Origin of the sequence: Nocardia sp. NPDC058499 (assembly GCF_042719915.1) — a bacterium.
Classification (GTDB): Bacteria; Actinomycetota; Actinomycetes; order Mycobacteriales; family Mycobacteriaceae; genus Nocardia.
Genome location: NZ_JBHXMZ010000005.1, coordinates 64,855 through 80,855 on the forward strand (window position 1 = coordinate 64,855; position 16,001 = coordinate 80,855).

The window sequence follows — 16,001 nt, forward strand, 5'->3', positions numbered from 1 at the left end:
CGTAGCAATCCAACGAGACGCAACGGTTCGTTTGACTTCCTTGCTACTCGGCGGCATACTCGGTGACACGAACCGAGACGGTCCGTCTCGTTGAAGAAAGGGTGGCTCTCGTGACAACCACACGAACCTGGTTCATCACCGGTGCTACGCGCGGCCTGGGCCGGGCTTTCACGGAAGCGGCACTGGCTGCAGGAGATCGGGTCGTCGCGGTGGCCCGCAATACCGAACCGCTGGACGACCTGACGGCCGCCCATCCCGGCGCACTGGTCCGGTTCTCGTTGGACGTCTCCGATCGCGACGCCGTATTCGCCGGGGTCGAGCGGGCCTTCGCAGCATTCGGGCGCATCGATATCGTGGTCAACAATGCGGGCGCGATGCTGTACGGCATGGTGGAAGAAGCCACCGAGGAGCAGATCCGTGCCCATTTCGAGGTGAATTTCTTCGGCGCCGTCTGGGTTTCGCAAGCGGTGGTGCCCTGGCTGCGGGCACAGGGCGGCGGGCGGATCCTGCAGGTGAGTTCGATGGGAAGCGGCGGGGGAATGGCGTCCGTCGGGTTCTACGGCGCGGGAAAAGCGGCCCTCGACTCGTTCGGCCAGGCACTGGCAATGGAGGTGGCGGCGTTCGGAATCAAGGTCACCAGCCTGCAGATGGGTGGGTACGACACCGGGCTGTTCACCGCCGGCACCACCGCGACCGATCCGCGCCCGGAGTACGAGGCGCTGCGGGCGGAGATGGCCGCGATGTGGGGTACCGACGCCGGACCCGATCCGGCCACCGCGGCGGGGACGATCATGCGGCTGGTGGACCTACCGGATCCGCCCCGCGCGCTCATCGTCGGCAGCCAGTCCTACGACATGGTCCAGGAGATGGAGCGGGACCGGGGCCGGTTGCGCCGGGAATGGGAGGACCTCAGCCGCTCTGCTCCTGGCTGATCGGTGGGTCGCGGAACGCCCAGACCGCGGCCGGGCGGCCGGTGGCTCTGGTGCGGCGCCGCTCCCCGGTTTTCACCAGCCCGGGAATACCGGCCAGGGTGCGGTTGAGATTGGCGGCGTCCGGCCGGGCGCCCATCAGCGAGGCGGCGAGGTCGACGGCGCGGGTGGCCGGAAACTGTGCGCCCAGCAGGGCGCGGGTGAGCGGGAGGTCCTTCCACAGCAACCCCGCGAGCAGGCCACGTGCGGCGGCCACGATGCTGTTGTGGTCGAAGGCCAGGGCCGGTGGCTCGTCGAACGAAACCCACTGCGCCGGCCCCTCGTGTGGTTCGGTCACCGCCCACATGACGATGGACAGGGTGGGCCCGCGCGGATCCCGGGTCGGTTCGTCGAAGGTCACCAGCTGCCCGACCGGCCCGAGGGCGGCGGGCGGGACACCGAGTTTGGCGTGTACCGCTCGGGCCGCGGCATCGGCCAGGCGTTCGCCCCGGCCCAGCAGCACCCCGGGGAGCGCGAGCCGGCCCGTGAACGGTTCGTGGCCGCGGGCCGCGATGCCGAACGTGACCGCGGCGTCCGCGGCCCAGAAGCGCAACGCCACGACATCGACCGATACCGCCGTTTGGTCCACGGCCCCATACTGCCGCATCCGGGCCCCGCGACCCATGGATCCGGCGCCGCCGGACAGCAGGCCGGAGTGTCGTCACCACGCCACGGCCGGGGACCCGCCGGTCGCGGAGAGGGGCCGGGGGCCTGTTCGGCTGGTTATCGTGAAGGCGTGCCGAACCGTATCGTGAAGCGCACTGCGACCCTGGCCGACGGCCGGGAGCTCATCTACTACGACGACGCCGATACCCGGCTCGGTCCCGAACGCCGGATCGATACCCGCCCGCTGGAACCCCGGCCGCCTACCGCCACCATGCGCCAGGATGTGCTGAACGGGGAGTGGATCTCGGTCGCCGCCGCCCGGCAGAGCCGCGTGGTACTGCCCCCGGCCGACCGCGATCCGCTGGCCCCCCAGTCACCGGACAATCCGTCGGAGATCCCGGATCTCTACGATGTGGCCGTTTTCGAGAATCGTTCACCGTCCTTCGGGCCCGCACTACCCGGCGACGGCACGGGCGTGGTTGCGGCACCGAGTGGTCTCGCCGATATCAGCGACCTCGGGTTCGGCCGGGAACGCGTGGCGGTCGGACGCTGTGAGGTGGTCTGTTTCAGTCCCGAACACGAAGGGTCCTTCGGCGATCTCACCCCCAGCCGGGCCCGCACCGTGATCGAGGCCTGGGCCGACCGCACCGCCGTGCTGTCGGAACTGCCGGGTATCGAGCAGGTTTTCGTCTTCGAGAATCGCGGGAAGGCGATCGGTGTCACGCTGCCGCATCCGCACGGCCAGATCTACGCCTACCCCTATGTGACGCCGCGGACCATGCGGGTGCTCGAATCGGTGCGCCGGCTCGGGCCCGACCTGTTCCAGCGCATCCTGGAGACCGAACGCGCCGGCGACCGGGTGGTGCTGGCGGGGGAGATGTGGACGGCATTCGTCCCGTTCGCGGCGCGCTGGCCGATCGAGGTGCATCTGCTGCCGCACCGGCATATTCCCGATCTCGCGGCGGCGAACGACGCGGAGCGCGACGAGCTGGTCACGCTCTACCTGCGGCTGCTCCGCGGGATCGATGCCCTGTACGACGATCCGACGCCGTATATCGCGGCATGGCATCAGGCGCCGGTGCACACCGGGCGCGATACCGTCCGGTTGCATCTGCAGCTGACCTCGATCCGGCGCGGTGTGGACAAGATCAAGTATCTGGCCGGTTCCGAGGCGGCGATGGGGGCCTTCGTCGCCGATATCGTCCCGGAGGAGGCGGCCGCCCGGATCCGGGCGGCCGTCGCCACCGGATGACTCAGCGGCTGGTGCTGAGCTGGAACGTGCGGGTCGCATCCAGATAGATGCTGTACTGCGCCTGTTTGCCCGGCGGCGGCAACTGCGAGACCAGCTGGTTCAGCGAGGTCGTGGCACCCACCACCGGGATTCCCGCGACGTAGAGATCGGCCACCGCGCGCCGGATATGGTTCGGCGAGGTGACCGCCACCGCGCTCGTGGCGCCGAGACCGTGCAGGATTTCCGCACTGAACAGCGCGTTCTGCACGGTGGAGCCGGCCCGGTCCTCCACGTGGATCCGGCTCGCCGGAATCCCGCGGCCCACCAGCCAATTACGCATCGCCTCGGCTTCGGTGATCCCGTTGCTGGGGTTGTAACCGCTCACCACGATGGGCGAGAACGGCGAGGCGATGGCCTGCAACCAGGCGGCCTGCAACCGGTCGGCCAGTTCGGGCCGGGGCGTGCCGTCGGGCAGCAGACCGAAACCGAAGACCACGATGCCGGTCTGCGGTCCGACCAGGGCGGGCAGCGGATTGGGGAGGGTGGCGATCCCCGCCCCGATCCCGTGCAGGACGCGGTCGGTGCCCGCAGCCATCTCCGGGTCGACGACTCGCAGCCGCCCCATGGCGTCGTTCATGGCCGGGATATCACCGGCGTAATGGGACCAGATCGCCTGCAGCGACAGGGCCTCGGCATCGGCCGGGTCGCGGCCGATGAGCTCGCGCAGATCGGCGCGACCGGCATCCGAGTTGCCGTCGGTGAAATGACGCTGGGCGGAGTTGTAGAGGGCGTCCGTTTCGGGGCTTGCCTGAGCGGGCGCGCCGAAAAGACCGGTGAGAGAAATACTTGCGGCGGCGGCGATCGCCACCAGATATTGCAGACCTCTGCGATTGTGCACTACGGCGACACCTTTCCACGGGGGAGTTGGTTCTCGTAGGGATCGGGTCGGAACTGACGGATTTGCGGTACGTGGCAACTCACCATAGAGCCGAACAGGGCCGCGACCGCGGATTTGCGGCTGTCCGACTCGTGACATGTCTCAAACCCGGCAGCGGCACCCTCCCGTCGATCCGGCGGTACCCCTGCGGCCGCTGCGTCGTGTCGCACGACGCCCTCGCATTCCCTGTCCGGCCGCGGCACTAGGGTGGATGCTCGTGGATACCGCATCGCTGACCGGGAAAGATCTCGCCGCCGCTCTCAACGCGGAGACGACCGCGCGGGCGCAGGCCCGCACCGAGCAGACCGGCCGGGCACCGCGCCTGGCGCTGATCGTCGCCAATGACGATCCGGCCAGCGCCTGGTACGTCAACTCGTTGAAGAAATCGGCCGCGAACCGCGGTATCGAATGCGATACAGTCGATCTGGGCGCCGACGCCTCGGCCGAAACGTTGCGGACCGAACTGTCCGTGCGCAGCGCCGACCCGGCCACCGATGCGATCATGCTGCAGACCCCGCTCCCGGCCGGGGTGACCCTCGACGACGTCTCCCCGGCGATCGCCGCCACCAAAGATGTGGACGGGGTGAGTCCATTGTCGCTCGGACTGCTCACCGCCGGATCGGCCGGTTTCGCGCCCGCCACCGCCGAGGCCGTGGTCGAACTGCTGAAACATCACGGCATCGCGCTCGAAGGCCGCCACGTCGCCATCGTCGGCCGCTCCAATGTGGTCGGTAAACCGCTGGCCCAGCTGCTGCTGGCCGAGAACGCGACGGTCACCATCTGCCATTCCCGCACCACCGACCTCCCCGCGGTGACCTCCGCCGCCGATATCGTGGTCGCCGCCGCCGGCCGGATCGGGCTGGTGACCGGCGCGAATCTGCGCCCCGGCGCGGTGGTGATCGATGTCGGGACCAACGAATCGGCCGACGGCTCGATCGTGGGCGATGTGGACCCGGAATCGGTCCGGGGCACGGCGGCCGGGCTGAGCCCGGTACCGGGCGGAGTCGGGCCGGTGACCACCGCGCTGCTCATGCGACATGTGGTGATCGCGGCCGAACAGGCCGGGCGGACCGCCGATACCCCGCATGCGTAACCACCGTCCAGCGGGGTTGTGGCCTGCGGGTTTCGCGACCGGATCGGTTCGGGTAGGGCTAGGGAGTACGGTCCATCGGGCCGTACCTACAGTCGAGTTAAGGTGACATCGTGAACGTCGAAGTGACACCCTTGCCTGGAATAGGCGTACGCAAGGACTTTCCACTCACCACCGTGCGCCGGCGGATCGGGGTGGTCGACCACAAGGACGGAACGATCGACCTGATCTTCACCAAGATCGGCGATCCCGATGCCACCACGCAGATCCCGATGACCGAGGCCGAGGCCGGCACCCTCGCGAATCTCCTGGGTGCACCGCAGCTGGTGGGGCAGTTACGCAACGAATACCGTGATATGGACGGGGTGAACACCCGCCAGCTGCCGGTCACCGAGCACTCGCCGTACGACGGGCGGACTCTCGGCGAAACGCGGATGCGCACCCGTACCAAGGTCTCCATCGTGGCCGTGATGCGCGCGGGCCAGACCATGCCGGCACCGGGACCCGATTTCGTGTTCACCGGGGGCGATGTGCTGATCGTGGTGGGGACTTCCGAGGGTCTCGACAGCGCGGCGGACATCCTGAAAGAGGGCTGACACCCCGGCGATGAATGCGACCACGCTGGCAATGATCCAGCTGGGGGCGATGTTCTTCGGGCTCGGAGTGCTCGGACGCATCGCGGCCCGGATAGGTATGTCCCCGATTCCCCTGTATTTGATCGGCGGTCTCGTATTCGGGGAAGGGGGTTTCATCGAGCTCCACGAGGCCGACGAGTTCATCCATCTCGCCAGTGAAATCGGCGTGGTGCTGCTGTTGTTGCTGCTCGGCCTCGAATACAGTGCGGCCGAACTGTTCACGGGTATGCGCCGGTCGTGGATGGCCGGTCTGCTCGACCTCGTGTTGAATACGACACCGGGCGTGATCGTGGCACTGATGCTGGGGCTGGGGCCGACCGGCGCCCTGGCCATGGCGGGTGTCACCTATATCTCGTCGTCCGGGATCATCGCCAAGGTCCTCAACGATCTGGGCCGGCTCGGTAACCGGGAGACGCCGGTGATCCTGTCGATCCTGGTGTTCGAGGACCTGGCGATGGCCGCCTACCTCCCGGTGCTGACGGCCGTCCTGGCCGGGCTGGGTTTCGTCGCGGGGCTGCAATCCCTGGGTATTGCGCTGGCGGCGGTCACAGTCGTCCTCGTGGTGGCGATGCGATACGGCAAGTACGTGTCGGCGATCGTCTCCAGCGAGGACCGCGAGATCTTCCTGCTGAAACTGCTCGGTTCGGCGCTGCTCGTGGCCGGGGTGGCCTCCGCGCTGCAGGTCTCGGCCGCGGTCGGCGCCTTCCTGCTGGGTATCGCCATCTCCGATACCACCGCGCACAATGCGACGAAGATCCTCGAACCGCTGCGCGACCTGTTCGCGGCCATGTTCTTCGTCCTGTTCGGGTTGACCACCGATCCGCGCAGTATCCCGCCGGTCCTGGGCTGGGCGGTGCTGCTGGCGGTGATCACCACGGTGACGAAGATCGCGACCGGCTGGTGGGCCGCCGCGCATGCCGGATCGTCGCGGCTGGGCCGCGCCCGTGCGGGTGCCGCGCTGGTGGCCCGCGGCGAATTCTCCATCGTCATCGCGGGCCTGGCCGTGGCAGCGGGCGCCGTACCCGACGAATTCGCAGCCCTGGCGACGACCTATGTCCTGCTGATGGCGGTCGTCGGACCGATCGCGGCCCGCGTGGTGGAACCGGTACTGCGGTTCGTCACGCGGGAGCCGAAACCGGAGCCGGATACCGCGGACGAATAATTCCGGAGATCCGCCGATCGGCCTCCGCGGCGAAGGAGGCCGATCGGCGAACCGGAGGGCCGCCGGTCAGGCGGCAGCGGCCGAATCCAGGGACCGCAGCACGGTGGCCGGGTCCTCGACATCGACGACGAGCCGGGTGTAATCGGTGCCGCGGAGATCGATACGCACCGCCTTACCCCCGAAAAGTGTGTCCCAGAATTCCTTCCGGCCCTTACCGCGGAAGGTGCCGGCCGCGATCGCGCCGGGGAAGAAGGCGCCGGGCGCGCGGACCCACGGCGGGCGCAGGTCGATTTCGGCGGGGGCGACCGCCGCGATATTCGCCAGATCGAAGGTGATCCGGTCGCACAGCGACAGCACCCGGTGCGCGCCGCGGACCTGGACGGTGACGGTGGTGCCGGTGATCTCGATATCCACCATGGGTTCCTCCCGGGGCCGAGTTCCGCTCGTCTCTTACCAGGATGCCGCCGGGATCTGTCGGTTGGCTGTGCTGCTGCTGTGAATGTTCTCAGGTTGGCTGTTCTCCGGGTCACCGCAGGTCGCGGTGACCATGCGCTCGCGGCCCGGTCCCGCGGTGGCGCGCCCCGTGCGGTATCGGTCAGACTCGTCGGTGTGGAACAGAAATCGAACGAGTGCCCGGCCCCGCGCCGGGGAACTCGGCGGACCGGTTTGTGCCGGTACGCGTCGAGTCGAGGTGATACGAGGTGACCGCACTCGCTCCGGGGGAGAACCGGCCCGCGCCGGGCGACCGTTTGACCGTCACAGTGACATGTTCGGCGGCGGTCGATGTCTCGGCACTACTGCTCGCCGGAAACGGCAAGGTCCGGTCGGACGGGGACTTCGTCTTCTTCAACCAACCCGTCGGCCCCGGTGTCACCTACCGGCACGGCCAGGGCGCCGGGGATGTGGTCGATGTGCAGATGCCGGTGCTACCGGCCGATATCGACAAGGTCGTGGTCACCGCGAGCCTGGACGGTAGCGGACCGCCGGCCTTCGGCGCGGTGGGATCGCTGACGGCGACGATCACCGGCCCGCAGGGCACGCTCACCTTCCCGGTCTCCGGGTTGAGCACCGAAACCGCGGTGGTGTGCGTGGAGATCTATCGCCGGTCCGGCGCCTGGAAGGTGCGCGCGGTGGGCCAGGGCTACGATAACGGCCTGGCCGGTATCGCCACCGATTTCGGGGTCAATGTGGACGACGATCCCGTCCCGCCGACGCCCGCACCGCCGGAACAGCCACCGGCTTCCCGTACCGATCCGACCATGGTTGCCAACCCCGTAGCGGTGCAGCAGTATTCGCCGCCGTCCGCGCCGAATATGCCGCCGGCACCGGGGTATCCGCCGCCAGTCGCGCCGCATCCGCCGGTACCGCCCGCGGCTCCCTATCCGCCGGCAACCCCGGCGCCTTATCCCTCGGGGCATCAGCCGGCGGCCGGATACCCGCCGCAACAGCCCTATCCACCGCAGCAGCCGTATCCGCCCGCCGCCCCCTATCCCGCGGCGCCACAGCACAATCCAGCACATTTTCCTCAGCAAGGAGCTCAGCCGATGCACAGCGAGCTGTTCGACCCGCGTCATGCCGAAGTCTCTGGTATGGGCATCCAGAAACAGGGCGGCAAGATGATCAAGGTCGGGGTGAACGGCGAAACGCTGGTCCGCTCCGGCTCCATGGTCGCCTACCAGGGCGATCTGCATTTCCAGGCGCTCGGCTCCGGCGGTATCGGCCGCGCCATCCAGCAGCGGCTCACCGGCGAAGGGGTGCCGCTGATGAAGGTCTCCGGACGCGGTGATCTCTTCGTCGCCAACGGGGCCGCCGAGGTGCACATCATCGACCTGGACGGGACCGACGGGCTCACCATCAACGGGTCGAACGTGCTGGCCTTCGACCCGACCCTGGGCTACGACATCAGGATGGTGCAGGGCGCGGCCGGGGTCGCCAGCAACGCCGGATTGTTCAACTGTGTGTTCTCCGGTCGCGGCCGGATCGCCATCACCAGCCACGGCACCCCGGTCGTGCTGAATGTCGACCAGCCGACCTACGCCGATCCGCAGGCGGCGATCGCCTGGTCGTCGAGCCTGCAGACCGGGGTCAAACGCAACGATTCCTTCGGGCTGGGCCGGCTCATCGGCCGCAGCACCGGCGAGGGGATCACGCTCTCCTTCTCCGGCCGCGGATTCGTCATCGTCCAACCCTCCGAGCTTCCGCCCGGCGGCCTCCTCGGTGGCACCGGCGGCGGACAGGAGGCGGGCCAGAGCGGTGGTCTGCTGGGTGGTCTGCTCGGCTAGTACTCGGCCGCGTGCGGCTCCGGCGGTGCACGTTGTCTCGAAGTCGAAGTCGAAGTCGCCCCGTCGCCCAGCGGTCGCGAGGTGCTGGTCGGTCTCGGCTTCGCGGCGGCCACCGGGCAGGTCATGGCCTGCATTCGGTCCGGCCTGAACGCCATCGATACCCACGCCCGCGGGAGTGTGGTATCGACAATCCATGGTGATGAGCGCTCGGTACGACGTGGTGATCGTGGGCGGCGGGCACAACGGGCTCGTCGCGGCCGCTTATCTGGGCCGGGCGGGGCATTCCGTACTCGTCCTGGAACAGGCGGCCGCTGCCGGGGGCGCGGCGGTTTCCGCGCAACTGTTCGCCGGGATCGATATCCGGGTATCGCGGTACTCGTATCTGGTCAGCCTGCTGCCGGACCGTATCGTGCGGGATCTGGGTTTACGATTCCGCACCCGCAAGAGGCGGATATCGTCCTACACCCCCGCCGGGGACACCGGCCTGCTGGTGGACAACGGCTCGGCGGCGGTGACGCGGGAAAGTTTCGCCCGCGTCACCGGGTCGTACCGGGAATTCGCGGCCTGGGAACGGTTCTCGGCGATGACCGGTGAGGTCGCCCGCGCCGTATTCCCGACCCTCACCGAACCCCTGCCCACCCGGGACGAGCTCCGGCAGCGGGTGGGTGCGCGGCATTGGGCGGCCTTGTTCGAGCGACCGCTCGGGGAGACGATCGAGGAGTATTTCGCGGACGATCTGGTCCGCGGCGTGGTGTTCACCGATGCGCTGATCGGTACGTTCACCCACGCCCATGATCCGTCGCTGGCCCAGAACCGGTGCTTCCTCTATCACGTGATCGGTGGCGGTACCGGCGACTGGGATGTGCCGGTGGGCGGTATGGGCGCGCTGACCGATGCTCTCCTCGACTGCGCGCGTTCGGTCGGAGCGGAGGTGGTGACGGGCGCCGAGGTCGTGGGCGTGGATACCGACGGTACGACCGCGCAGGTGCGTGCCGCGACCGACGGCGCACCCCCGGCCGTCGTCGACGCCCGGTATGTCCTGGTGAACGCGGCCCCCACCGAGCTGGCGCGGTTACTCGGCGAACCGGCGGATACGGAACCCGAAGGCGCCCAGCTGAAGATCAACATGGTGCTGGACCGGCTGCCGCGTCTGCGCGATACCGGCACCGACCCACGGGATGCTTTCGCGGGGACCTTCCATATCGCGGAATCCTACGAACAACTGGACCACGCCTACCGCGAGGCGGCCGCGGGGCGCCTGCCCGCGGCACCGCCCTCGGAGATCTACTGCCATACCCTCACCGATCCGAGTATCGCCGGTCCCGGCGCACCGGACACCCGGCATACGCTCACGCTGTTCGGTGTGCACACCCCCGCAAGGCTTTTCGCCGACGATCCACAGGCGGCGAAAGAGGCCGCCGTCACCGCCACTTTGACCCAGCTGAACGCGGTACTGGCCGAACCGGTGCAGGACTGTCTGACCCGTGACGCCCACGGTGCGCCGTGCCTGGACGCGGCCACACCGGTCGATCTGCAGCGGACGCTGCGCCTGCCCGGCGGGCATATCTTCCACGGCGATCTGTCGTTTCCCTACCGCAGTGACCCCGCCGAGACACCGGCGCAACGCTGGGGTGTGGAGACCGCGCACCGTAACATCCTGCGCTGCGGTGCCGGAACCGTTCGCGGTGGCGGCGTGAGCGGTATCGGCGGGCACAATGCCGCCATGGCGGTCCTCTCGGAAACCGCCGCCCAGCGGCCGGGAAATACACGGTGAATTCTGGTCGGAGAATCGGCTGCCGTGCCCGCTCACGGGAGTGTTCGAATACTTTGTGGCGGTAGGGTTATCGGCTGTGGATCGGCCCGGCGGGTCGTTTCGATTTCGCTGTCCGGCGCCGAGGAGATGGACGTGGCACTCGATACCGCACCCAAGGGTGAGGCCCCCGACGACAAGGCCGCGCGCGAGCTGAAGGCGATTCGCGAGCTGGAAAACCGGCTGGCCGCCGCCTATTCACCGGACCGCTCGGCGGCGGAGGTGGGTGTCGCGGTGCGGACGACCCACGACCGGTTCTCCGGTAGCGCCGTCCGCGATTTCGTGCCCATTCTGGTGGAACGCGCGGTACGCCGTGAGCTGGAGCCCGCGCCCGAACCGGAGAGCGCCACGGCGATCGGGGCGGATAACGCCACGGCGCCGACCGAAAAGCTCACGACGGGCTCCGGCGGGACCGTTTCGGTGGAGCGCGGCCGTGCCCCGGCCACCGGCCGCCGCGGTCTGTTCGTGCTGGCCGGGGCCGGTGTGGTGGCGGCGGGTGCGGCCGCCTGGTCGGTGACGAGGTCGGGTTCCGAGGCGACGCATGCGGCGGCGCCGGTCGCGGGCGCACCGCTGACGGCCGTGAACGGGATCGTCGGTTCGGAGAAGACGGCGTTCTTCGGCGATCCGCGGGTCGCGGAGGTCTTTGCCGGCCACGGGTTCGAGGTCCGGGTGAAAGCGGCCGGATCGCGAGAGATCGCCACCTCGATCGATCTCGCGGGGCAGGCCTTCGCCTTTCCGTCGAGCCTGCCCGCAGCCGAGAAGCTGAAGCGCGAGGTGGGTGTGCGGACCCAGTTCACGCCGTTCTATTCGCCGATGGCGATCGCCACCTTCGCACCCATCGTGGAACTGCTCGACGCTGCCGGGGCGGTGAAATACGACGGCCCCGTCCCCGCGCTCGACTTCGCCGCCTATATCGATATGGTCCAGCGCGGTGCGCAGTGGGATGAGCTGGAGGGGAACCGGACCTATCCGGTGGCGAAGAATATCCTGGTCAGCACGACCGATATCCGGACCTCGAATTCGGCGGCCATGTATGTGGCGGTGGCCGGCTACGTCGTCAACGATCACGCTGTGGTACGCGGCGCGGCCGCCGAACAGCATGTTCTGCCCACCTTGCAGCGGCTGTTCCTGGCCCAGGGGTACACCGAGGGCTCGAGTACAGGACCGTTCGAGGAGTATCTCACCGCGGGTATGGGGGCGACCCCGATGACCTGGATCTACGAGGCGCAGTATGTCGCGGCGGCCGTCGCGGGGCGGCTGCGCGACGATATGGTCCTGCTGTGCCCGTCGCCGACGGTGCTGTCCCGGCACACCCTGGTTCCGCTCACCCCGGAAGGGGAGGAGATCGGGGCGCTGCTGCACAACGACCCCGATCTGCAGGCGCTGGCCGCCGAACACGGGTTCCGCACCGGTGATGCGGCCCGCTTCGACGAGGTGGTGACCGAGCACGATGTGCCGGTCAGCCCGGATCTCGTCGATGTGGTCGATGTTCCGGCCTACGAAACTCTCGAACATCTGCTCGGCGGGGTCGCGGGCGCCTACTGACAGGGCCGGCGGGGCCGGACGGTCCCCGCCGGCGACCTCACAACTGGGTGGCGACCTCGTTGGCGATGAGCGCCAGGTGTTCGAGATCGGTGAGGTCCAGGATCTGCAGATAGATCCGCTCGGTGCCGATCTCGCGGTAGCGGCCGATCTTGTCGACGACCTCGGCGGGCGACCCTGTCAGGCCGTTGGTACGCAATTCGTCGACCTCACGCCCGATCACGGCGGCCCGGCGCGCGATCTCGGCCTCGTTGGTCCCCACACAGGCGACGAGCGCGTTGGAGTACACCATGCTGTCCGCGGCCCGGCCCTGCGCCGCGACCGCCGCGCGGACCCGTTCGAACTGGGCGGCGCTGTCGTCGGCGGAGAGGAACGGAATATTGAACTCGTTCGCGTACTGTGCCGCCAGCCGGGGCGTCCGTTTCGGACCCTGGCCGCCGACGATCACCGGCACGGGCTGCTGGACGGGTTTGGGCAGCGCCGGTGAGCGGCGGAGTTCGTAGTACTTCCCGGTGAAATCGAAGGTTTCGCCGAGCGCGGTCTCCCAGAGGCCGGTGATCACCGCCAGTTGTTCTTCGAACCGGTCGAATTTGTTGTCCGGGAAGGGAATACCGTAGGCTTCGTGCTCCTCGGCGAACCAGCCGGTGCCCAGGCCCAGCTCCACGCGACCGCCCGACATCTGATCCACCTGCGCCACCTGGATCGCCAGCGGACCCGGCAGCCGGAAGGTGGCGGCGGTGACCAGTGTGCCGAGCCGGATCCGGCTGGTCTCCCGGGCCAGGCCGGCCAGGGTGATCCACGCATCGGTCGGGCCGGGCAGGCCGTCCACCGATCCCATGTGCAGATAGTGATCGGAACGGAAGAAACCCCCGAAGCCGAGTTCTTCCGCGGTCCTGGCCACCCGCAGGAGTGCCGTGTAGTCCGCGCCCTGCTGCGGTTCGGTGAAGATACGCAGTTCCATGGGCCTATCGTGCCGTACGGCCGGGTGGCGGCCCCGGCCGCCCTGCGGCGGTGACCGCCACTGTCAGGCCAGACGTGCGGCCGGACCGGTCATCGTCGTGGGCAGGACCTGGCCGGACCAGCCGCAGGGAAGACCGCAACTGGCGATGACCACGGTTTCGATTTCGCCGGTGTCGTAGATACGGCGCGAGGATTCCGCGCGCGCGGGATAGCCGCACGATTTGCATTTACCGAAGTAGTTGAGGATCTCGTCGGTGTGGTTGCGGACCACCCGGCGCCGGGTCTCGGGCATGGTTTCCTCCGGGGTCGCCATTGACTGTTACGGCGCCGAATGTAATTCGCGCACAGGGGGTGTGTGGCCGGAGTGAGCCGGGGCTGGGAGCACTCACACCATCGTCGCGGAAAGCTTTGGGCAACCTCCAACCACGAGGTCGGCGGGCTTTCGGGACCCGGGGTGAATATCCGGCAATTCGCTTCGTGACCTGTCACAGAGCCTCCCCGCAGCAGGTGCTACTCGCTGGTAATAACTGGGGCGCCGGGCTATTGTGAGCGACGTTACAGATGGGTTTCCCCGCCGACCCAGTTGTCCGTTGCGGGCCGACGAGAAGTTGTACGAGTTGGTTACCGACGTCATCGATGTGGTCGCGGATCTGCCCGCGGCGCGCGCCGCGGTATGGGATCTGCTGCTGGACCCGCAGACCTATCCGCGCGTGTTCACCGGGATCGGCGCCTGCTCCAGGCTCGACCTTCCGGGCGCCCAGCCGGTCTTCGAATTCCGGATCGGCACACCCGATGCCGGTATCCGGGTGCTGCGGGTGCGGGTGGTCACCGGCCGCTGGTACGAAAGTTGTGAACTGCACGCGCCGGAGATCGGCAGCTTCGCCGCGCTGCGATTGACCGGGGAGGGGGAGCGCAGCCGGATCGCGGTCACCTTCTTCACCCCCGGCCGGGTGCATCGGCAGGTGGCCGGTATGTCGAATTCCGCCGTCCAGGATTGGGCGGGCAAGGGGTTGCGCCGGATCGCCGATATCGTGCGCGGCGCCCGCACCTCGATCGTGGCCAACGGGGAGGCATCGCCGGTACGCCGCAGCTTCGGGGTGCTGCGGCAGGTCACCGCCAGCGGTGTGGTGCGCACCAACGCGCAAGTGGCGGTGAAACAACTGCTGTCACTGAATAAATGGGGATTCAACCTGGCCGGTGGCTACGCCGCCGGAGCCGCCTACTCGCCGCACCGGCTCGCTGTGATCGATGACCGGGGCGCCCGGACCTTCGCCGAGATGGACGAACGCACCACCGCGCTCGCCGGGGCCATGGCGGCGGCCGGTCTCGGCGCCGGCGATGCCATCGGCCTGCTGTCGCGTAATCATGCCGGCATGGTCGAAACCATGGTCGCCGCCGGGAAACTCGGCGTGGACGTGGCTCTGCTCAATGCGGGTCTGGCCGCGCGCACCATCGAGCAGATCGTCCAGCGGCACCGGCTCTCGGCCCTGTTCGTCGATGCGGACCTGGAGGAGCTGGTGCAGTATCTGCACACGGATCTGCCCCGGTTCACCACCGATCTGCTGCCCCCGTTCCCGGATCGCTACACCGTCGACGATCTGATCGACAGGGGGGAGCAGGATTTCCGCATACCGGCCCATCCCGGCCGCCTGATCGTTCTCACCTCGGGAACGAGCGGGGTTCCGAAGGGGGCGCGGCGCCCGCACCCCAAAGGGTTCGCCACCATCGCCGCGCTGCTGTCCCGGATTCCGCTCGAAATGGAATCGGCAATGCTCATCCCGGCACCGCTGTTCCATACCTGGGGGCTGGCCGGTCTGCAGCTCAGTACCGCCCTGCGTTCCACGGTGATCCTGCCGGAACGTTTCGATGCCGAGGACTGCCTGCACCTGGTCGCCGAATACGGGATCACCACCATGATCGTGGTGCCGACCATGGTCAACCGCATCCTCGACCTCCCGCCCGCGGTGCGCGCCCGGTACGACACGTCGAGCCTGCGGCATGTGATCAGTTGCGGGGCACCGCTGGCCGGAGCTACGGTCCTGCGCTTCATGGACGCCTACGGCGATATCCTCTACAACGTCTACGGATCGACGGAGGTGTCCTGGGCGACCATCGCGACCCCGGCGGATCTGCGTTTCGCACCCACCACGGCCGGCCGCCCGCCGCTCGGCACCCGGGTCGCGGTGCTGGGCCCGGACCACAAACCGGTGCCGATCGGCGCCACCGGGCATATCTTCGTGGGAAATCACATGCTGTTCGACGGCTATGTCAACGCCGCGCCGCCGGACGAGGCGTACGGCATGCTCGATACCGGTGATCTCGGATATTTCGATGTCAACGGGCGATTGTTCATCGCCGGCCGCGACGACGAGATGATCATCTCCGGCGGCGAGAACGTTTTCCCCCGTCCGGTGGAAGAGGCCCTTGCGCATCTGCCGCAAGTGAGCGAGGTCGCGGTGGTGGGTGTCCCGGACCCGGAATTCGGTCAGCGACTGGCCGCCTTCGTGGTGAAACACGAAGGGTCCGGGCTGGATCCGGATATGGTGCGCACCTATATCCGGCACCGCCTCAGCCGGTTCTCGGTGCCCCGCGACGTCACCTTCCTGCCGGCCCTGCCACGCGGAGAAACCGGGAAGATCTTGAAATGGCTACTGACAGGCGGGCACAACGGCGAGCTGCCGCCGCCGGGGATGGGCGGGCTGGGGATCAGCGGGTCGGCGTGAGCCGGCCGCGGCGGGGGCGATAACGTCCGCGCCGCGGCGCGCACGGATGCCCAGA

General features: G+C 68.4%; 14 protein-coding genes. 9 read left to right on the forward strand and 5 right to left on the reverse strand.

The genetic code is table 11. The features are described from left to right. The first annotated feature begins 110 nt into the window (after nucleotides 1-110). The gene (locus tag ACFWPH_RS16845; protein ID WP_378751920.1) at nucleotides 111-932 is read left to right on the forward strand and encodes an SDR family NAD(P)-dependent oxidoreductase; all 822 of its coding nucleotides are present in this window, start codon (nucleotides 111-113) and stop codon (nucleotides 930-932) included. Here the strand turns inward: ACFWPH_RS16845 and ACFWPH_RS16850 are convergent. Continuing rightward, nucleotides 910-1,557: an NUDIX domain-containing protein gene (locus ACFWPH_RS16850; RefSeq protein WP_378751922.1), complete on the reverse strand. Its 648-nt coding sequence runs from the start codon at nucleotides 1,555-1,557 to the stop codon at nucleotides 910-912. The genes ACFWPH_RS16845 and ACFWPH_RS16850 overlap by 23 nt on opposite strands. Before the next feature lie 147 nt (nucleotides 1,558-1,704). Between ACFWPH_RS16850 and galT the strand changes: the two genes are divergently transcribed. Next, nucleotides 1,705-2,826, forward strand: coding sequence for a galactose-1-phosphate uridylyltransferase (gene galT / locus ACFWPH_RS16855; protein WP_378751924.1), 1,122 nt, complete (start codon nucleotides 1,705-1,707; stop codon nucleotides 2,824-2,826). A gap of 1 nt (nucleotide 2,827) precedes the next feature. On the opposite strand, the gene ACFWPH_RS16860 is transcribed toward galT, so the two are convergent. Next, a complete protein-coding gene (locus tag ACFWPH_RS16860; protein ID WP_378751926.1) occupies nucleotides 2,828-3,703 on the reverse strand; it encodes an ElyC/SanA/YdcF family protein in 876 nt (291 codons plus the stop codon). Nucleotides 3,704-3,959: 256 nt separating this feature from the next. Here ACFWPH_RS16860 and ACFWPH_RS16865 point away from each other — a divergent pair, with 256 nt between their 5' ends. The 3 genes from ACFWPH_RS16865 to ACFWPH_RS16875 all read left to right on the forward strand — a co-directional run bounded on the left by ACFWPH_RS16865 (nucleotide 3,960) and on the right by ACFWPH_RS16875 (nucleotide 6,629). Further along, a complete protein-coding gene (locus ACFWPH_RS16865; RefSeq protein ID WP_378751928.1) occupies nucleotides 3,960-4,835 on the forward strand; it encodes a bifunctional 5,10-methylenetetrahydrofolate dehydrogenase/5,10-methenyltetrahydrofolate cyclohydrolase in 876 nt (291 codons plus the stop codon). Nucleotides 4,836-4,945: 110 nt separating this feature from the next. Beyond that, entirely contained in the window at nucleotides 4,946-5,428 is a 483-nt protein-coding gene (locus tag ACFWPH_RS16870) for a cation:proton antiporter regulatory subunit (protein ID WP_378751930.1), read from the forward strand. Nucleotides 5,429-5,438: 10 nt separating this feature from the next. Beyond that, nucleotides 5,439-6,629: a cation:proton antiporter gene (locus ACFWPH_RS16875; protein ID WP_378751932.1), complete on the forward strand. Its 1,191-nt coding sequence runs from the start codon at nucleotides 5,439-5,441 to the stop codon at nucleotides 6,627-6,629. Nucleotides 6,630-6,695: 66 nt separating this feature from the next. Here ACFWPH_RS16875 and ACFWPH_RS16880 read toward each other — a convergent pair whose 3' ends face one another. Beyond that, the gene (locus ACFWPH_RS16880) at nucleotides 6,696-7,046 is read right to left on the reverse strand and encodes a hypothetical protein (RefSeq protein ID WP_378751934.1); all 351 of its coding nucleotides are present in this window, start codon (nucleotides 7,044-7,046) and stop codon (nucleotides 6,696-6,698) included. A 284-nt stretch (nucleotides 7,047-7,330) separates the two neighbouring features. On the opposite strand from ACFWPH_RS16880, the gene ACFWPH_RS16885 reads away from it, so the two are divergent. The 3 genes from ACFWPH_RS16885 (at nucleotide 7,331) to ACFWPH_RS16895 (ending at nucleotide 12,266) form a co-directional block, all read left to right on the forward strand. After that, nucleotides 7,331-8,911, forward strand: a complete 1,581-nt coding sequence (locus tag ACFWPH_RS16885) for an AIM24 family protein (protein ID WP_378751936.1) — start codon at nucleotides 7,331-7,333, stop codon at nucleotides 8,909-8,911. A gap of 193 nt (nucleotides 8,912-9,104) precedes the next feature. Beyond that, the gene (locus ACFWPH_RS16890; protein WP_378751938.1) at nucleotides 9,105-10,685 is read left to right on the forward strand and encodes a phytoene desaturase family protein; all 1,581 of its coding nucleotides are present in this window, start codon (nucleotides 9,105-9,107) and stop codon (nucleotides 10,683-10,685) included. A 132-nt stretch (nucleotides 10,686-10,817) separates the two neighbouring features. Then, nucleotides 10,818-12,266: a three-helix bundle dimerization domain-containing protein gene (locus ACFWPH_RS16895; protein WP_378751940.1), complete on the forward strand. Its 1,449-nt coding sequence runs from the start codon at nucleotides 10,818-10,820 to the stop codon at nucleotides 12,264-12,266. A 37-nt stretch (nucleotides 12,267-12,303) separates the two neighbouring features. Here ACFWPH_RS16895 and ACFWPH_RS16900 read toward each other — a convergent pair whose 3' ends face one another. Beyond that, nucleotides 12,304-13,224, reverse strand: coding sequence for an LLM class F420-dependent oxidoreductase (locus ACFWPH_RS16900; RefSeq protein WP_378751942.1), 921 nt, complete (start codon nucleotides 13,222-13,224; stop codon nucleotides 12,304-12,306). A 63-nt stretch (nucleotides 13,225-13,287) separates the two neighbouring features. Beyond that, nucleotides 13,288-13,515: a hypothetical protein gene (locus tag ACFWPH_RS16905; RefSeq protein ID WP_378751944.1), complete on the reverse strand. Its 228-nt coding sequence runs from the start codon at nucleotides 13,513-13,515 to the stop codon at nucleotides 13,288-13,290. A 325-nt stretch (nucleotides 13,516-13,840) separates the two neighbouring features. On the opposite strand from ACFWPH_RS16905, the gene ACFWPH_RS16910 reads away from it, so the two are divergent. Next, on the forward strand, nucleotides 13,841-15,946 hold the full coding sequence (locus ACFWPH_RS16910; RefSeq protein WP_378751945.1) for an AMP-binding protein: 2,106 nt from the start codon (nucleotides 13,841-13,843) through the stop codon (nucleotides 15,944-15,946). Nucleotides 15,947-16,001 lie beyond the last annotated feature (55 nt).

Bases quoted from the DNA above. Each gene is read 5' to 3' on its own strand.
- ACFWPH_RS16875 (WP_378751932.1), top strand. From the start codon at position 5,439: ATGAATGCGACCACGCTGGCAATGATCCAGCTGGGGGCGATGTTCTTC.
- ACFWPH_RS16880 (WP_378751934.1), bottom strand. From the start codon at position 7,046: ATGGTGGATATCGAGATCACCGGCACCACCGTCACCGTCCAGGTCCGC.
- ACFWPH_RS16890 (WP_378751938.1), top strand. From the start codon at position 9,105: ATGGTGATGAGCGCTCGGTACGACGTGGTGATCGTGGGCGGCGGGCAC.
- ACFWPH_RS16900 (WP_378751942.1), bottom strand. From the start codon at position 13,224: ATGGAACTGCGTATCTTCACCGAACCGCAGCAGGGCGCGGACTACACG.
- ACFWPH_RS16905 (WP_378751944.1), bottom strand. From the start codon at position 13,515: ATGCCCGAGACCCGGCGCCGGGTGGTCCGCAACCACACCGACGAGATC.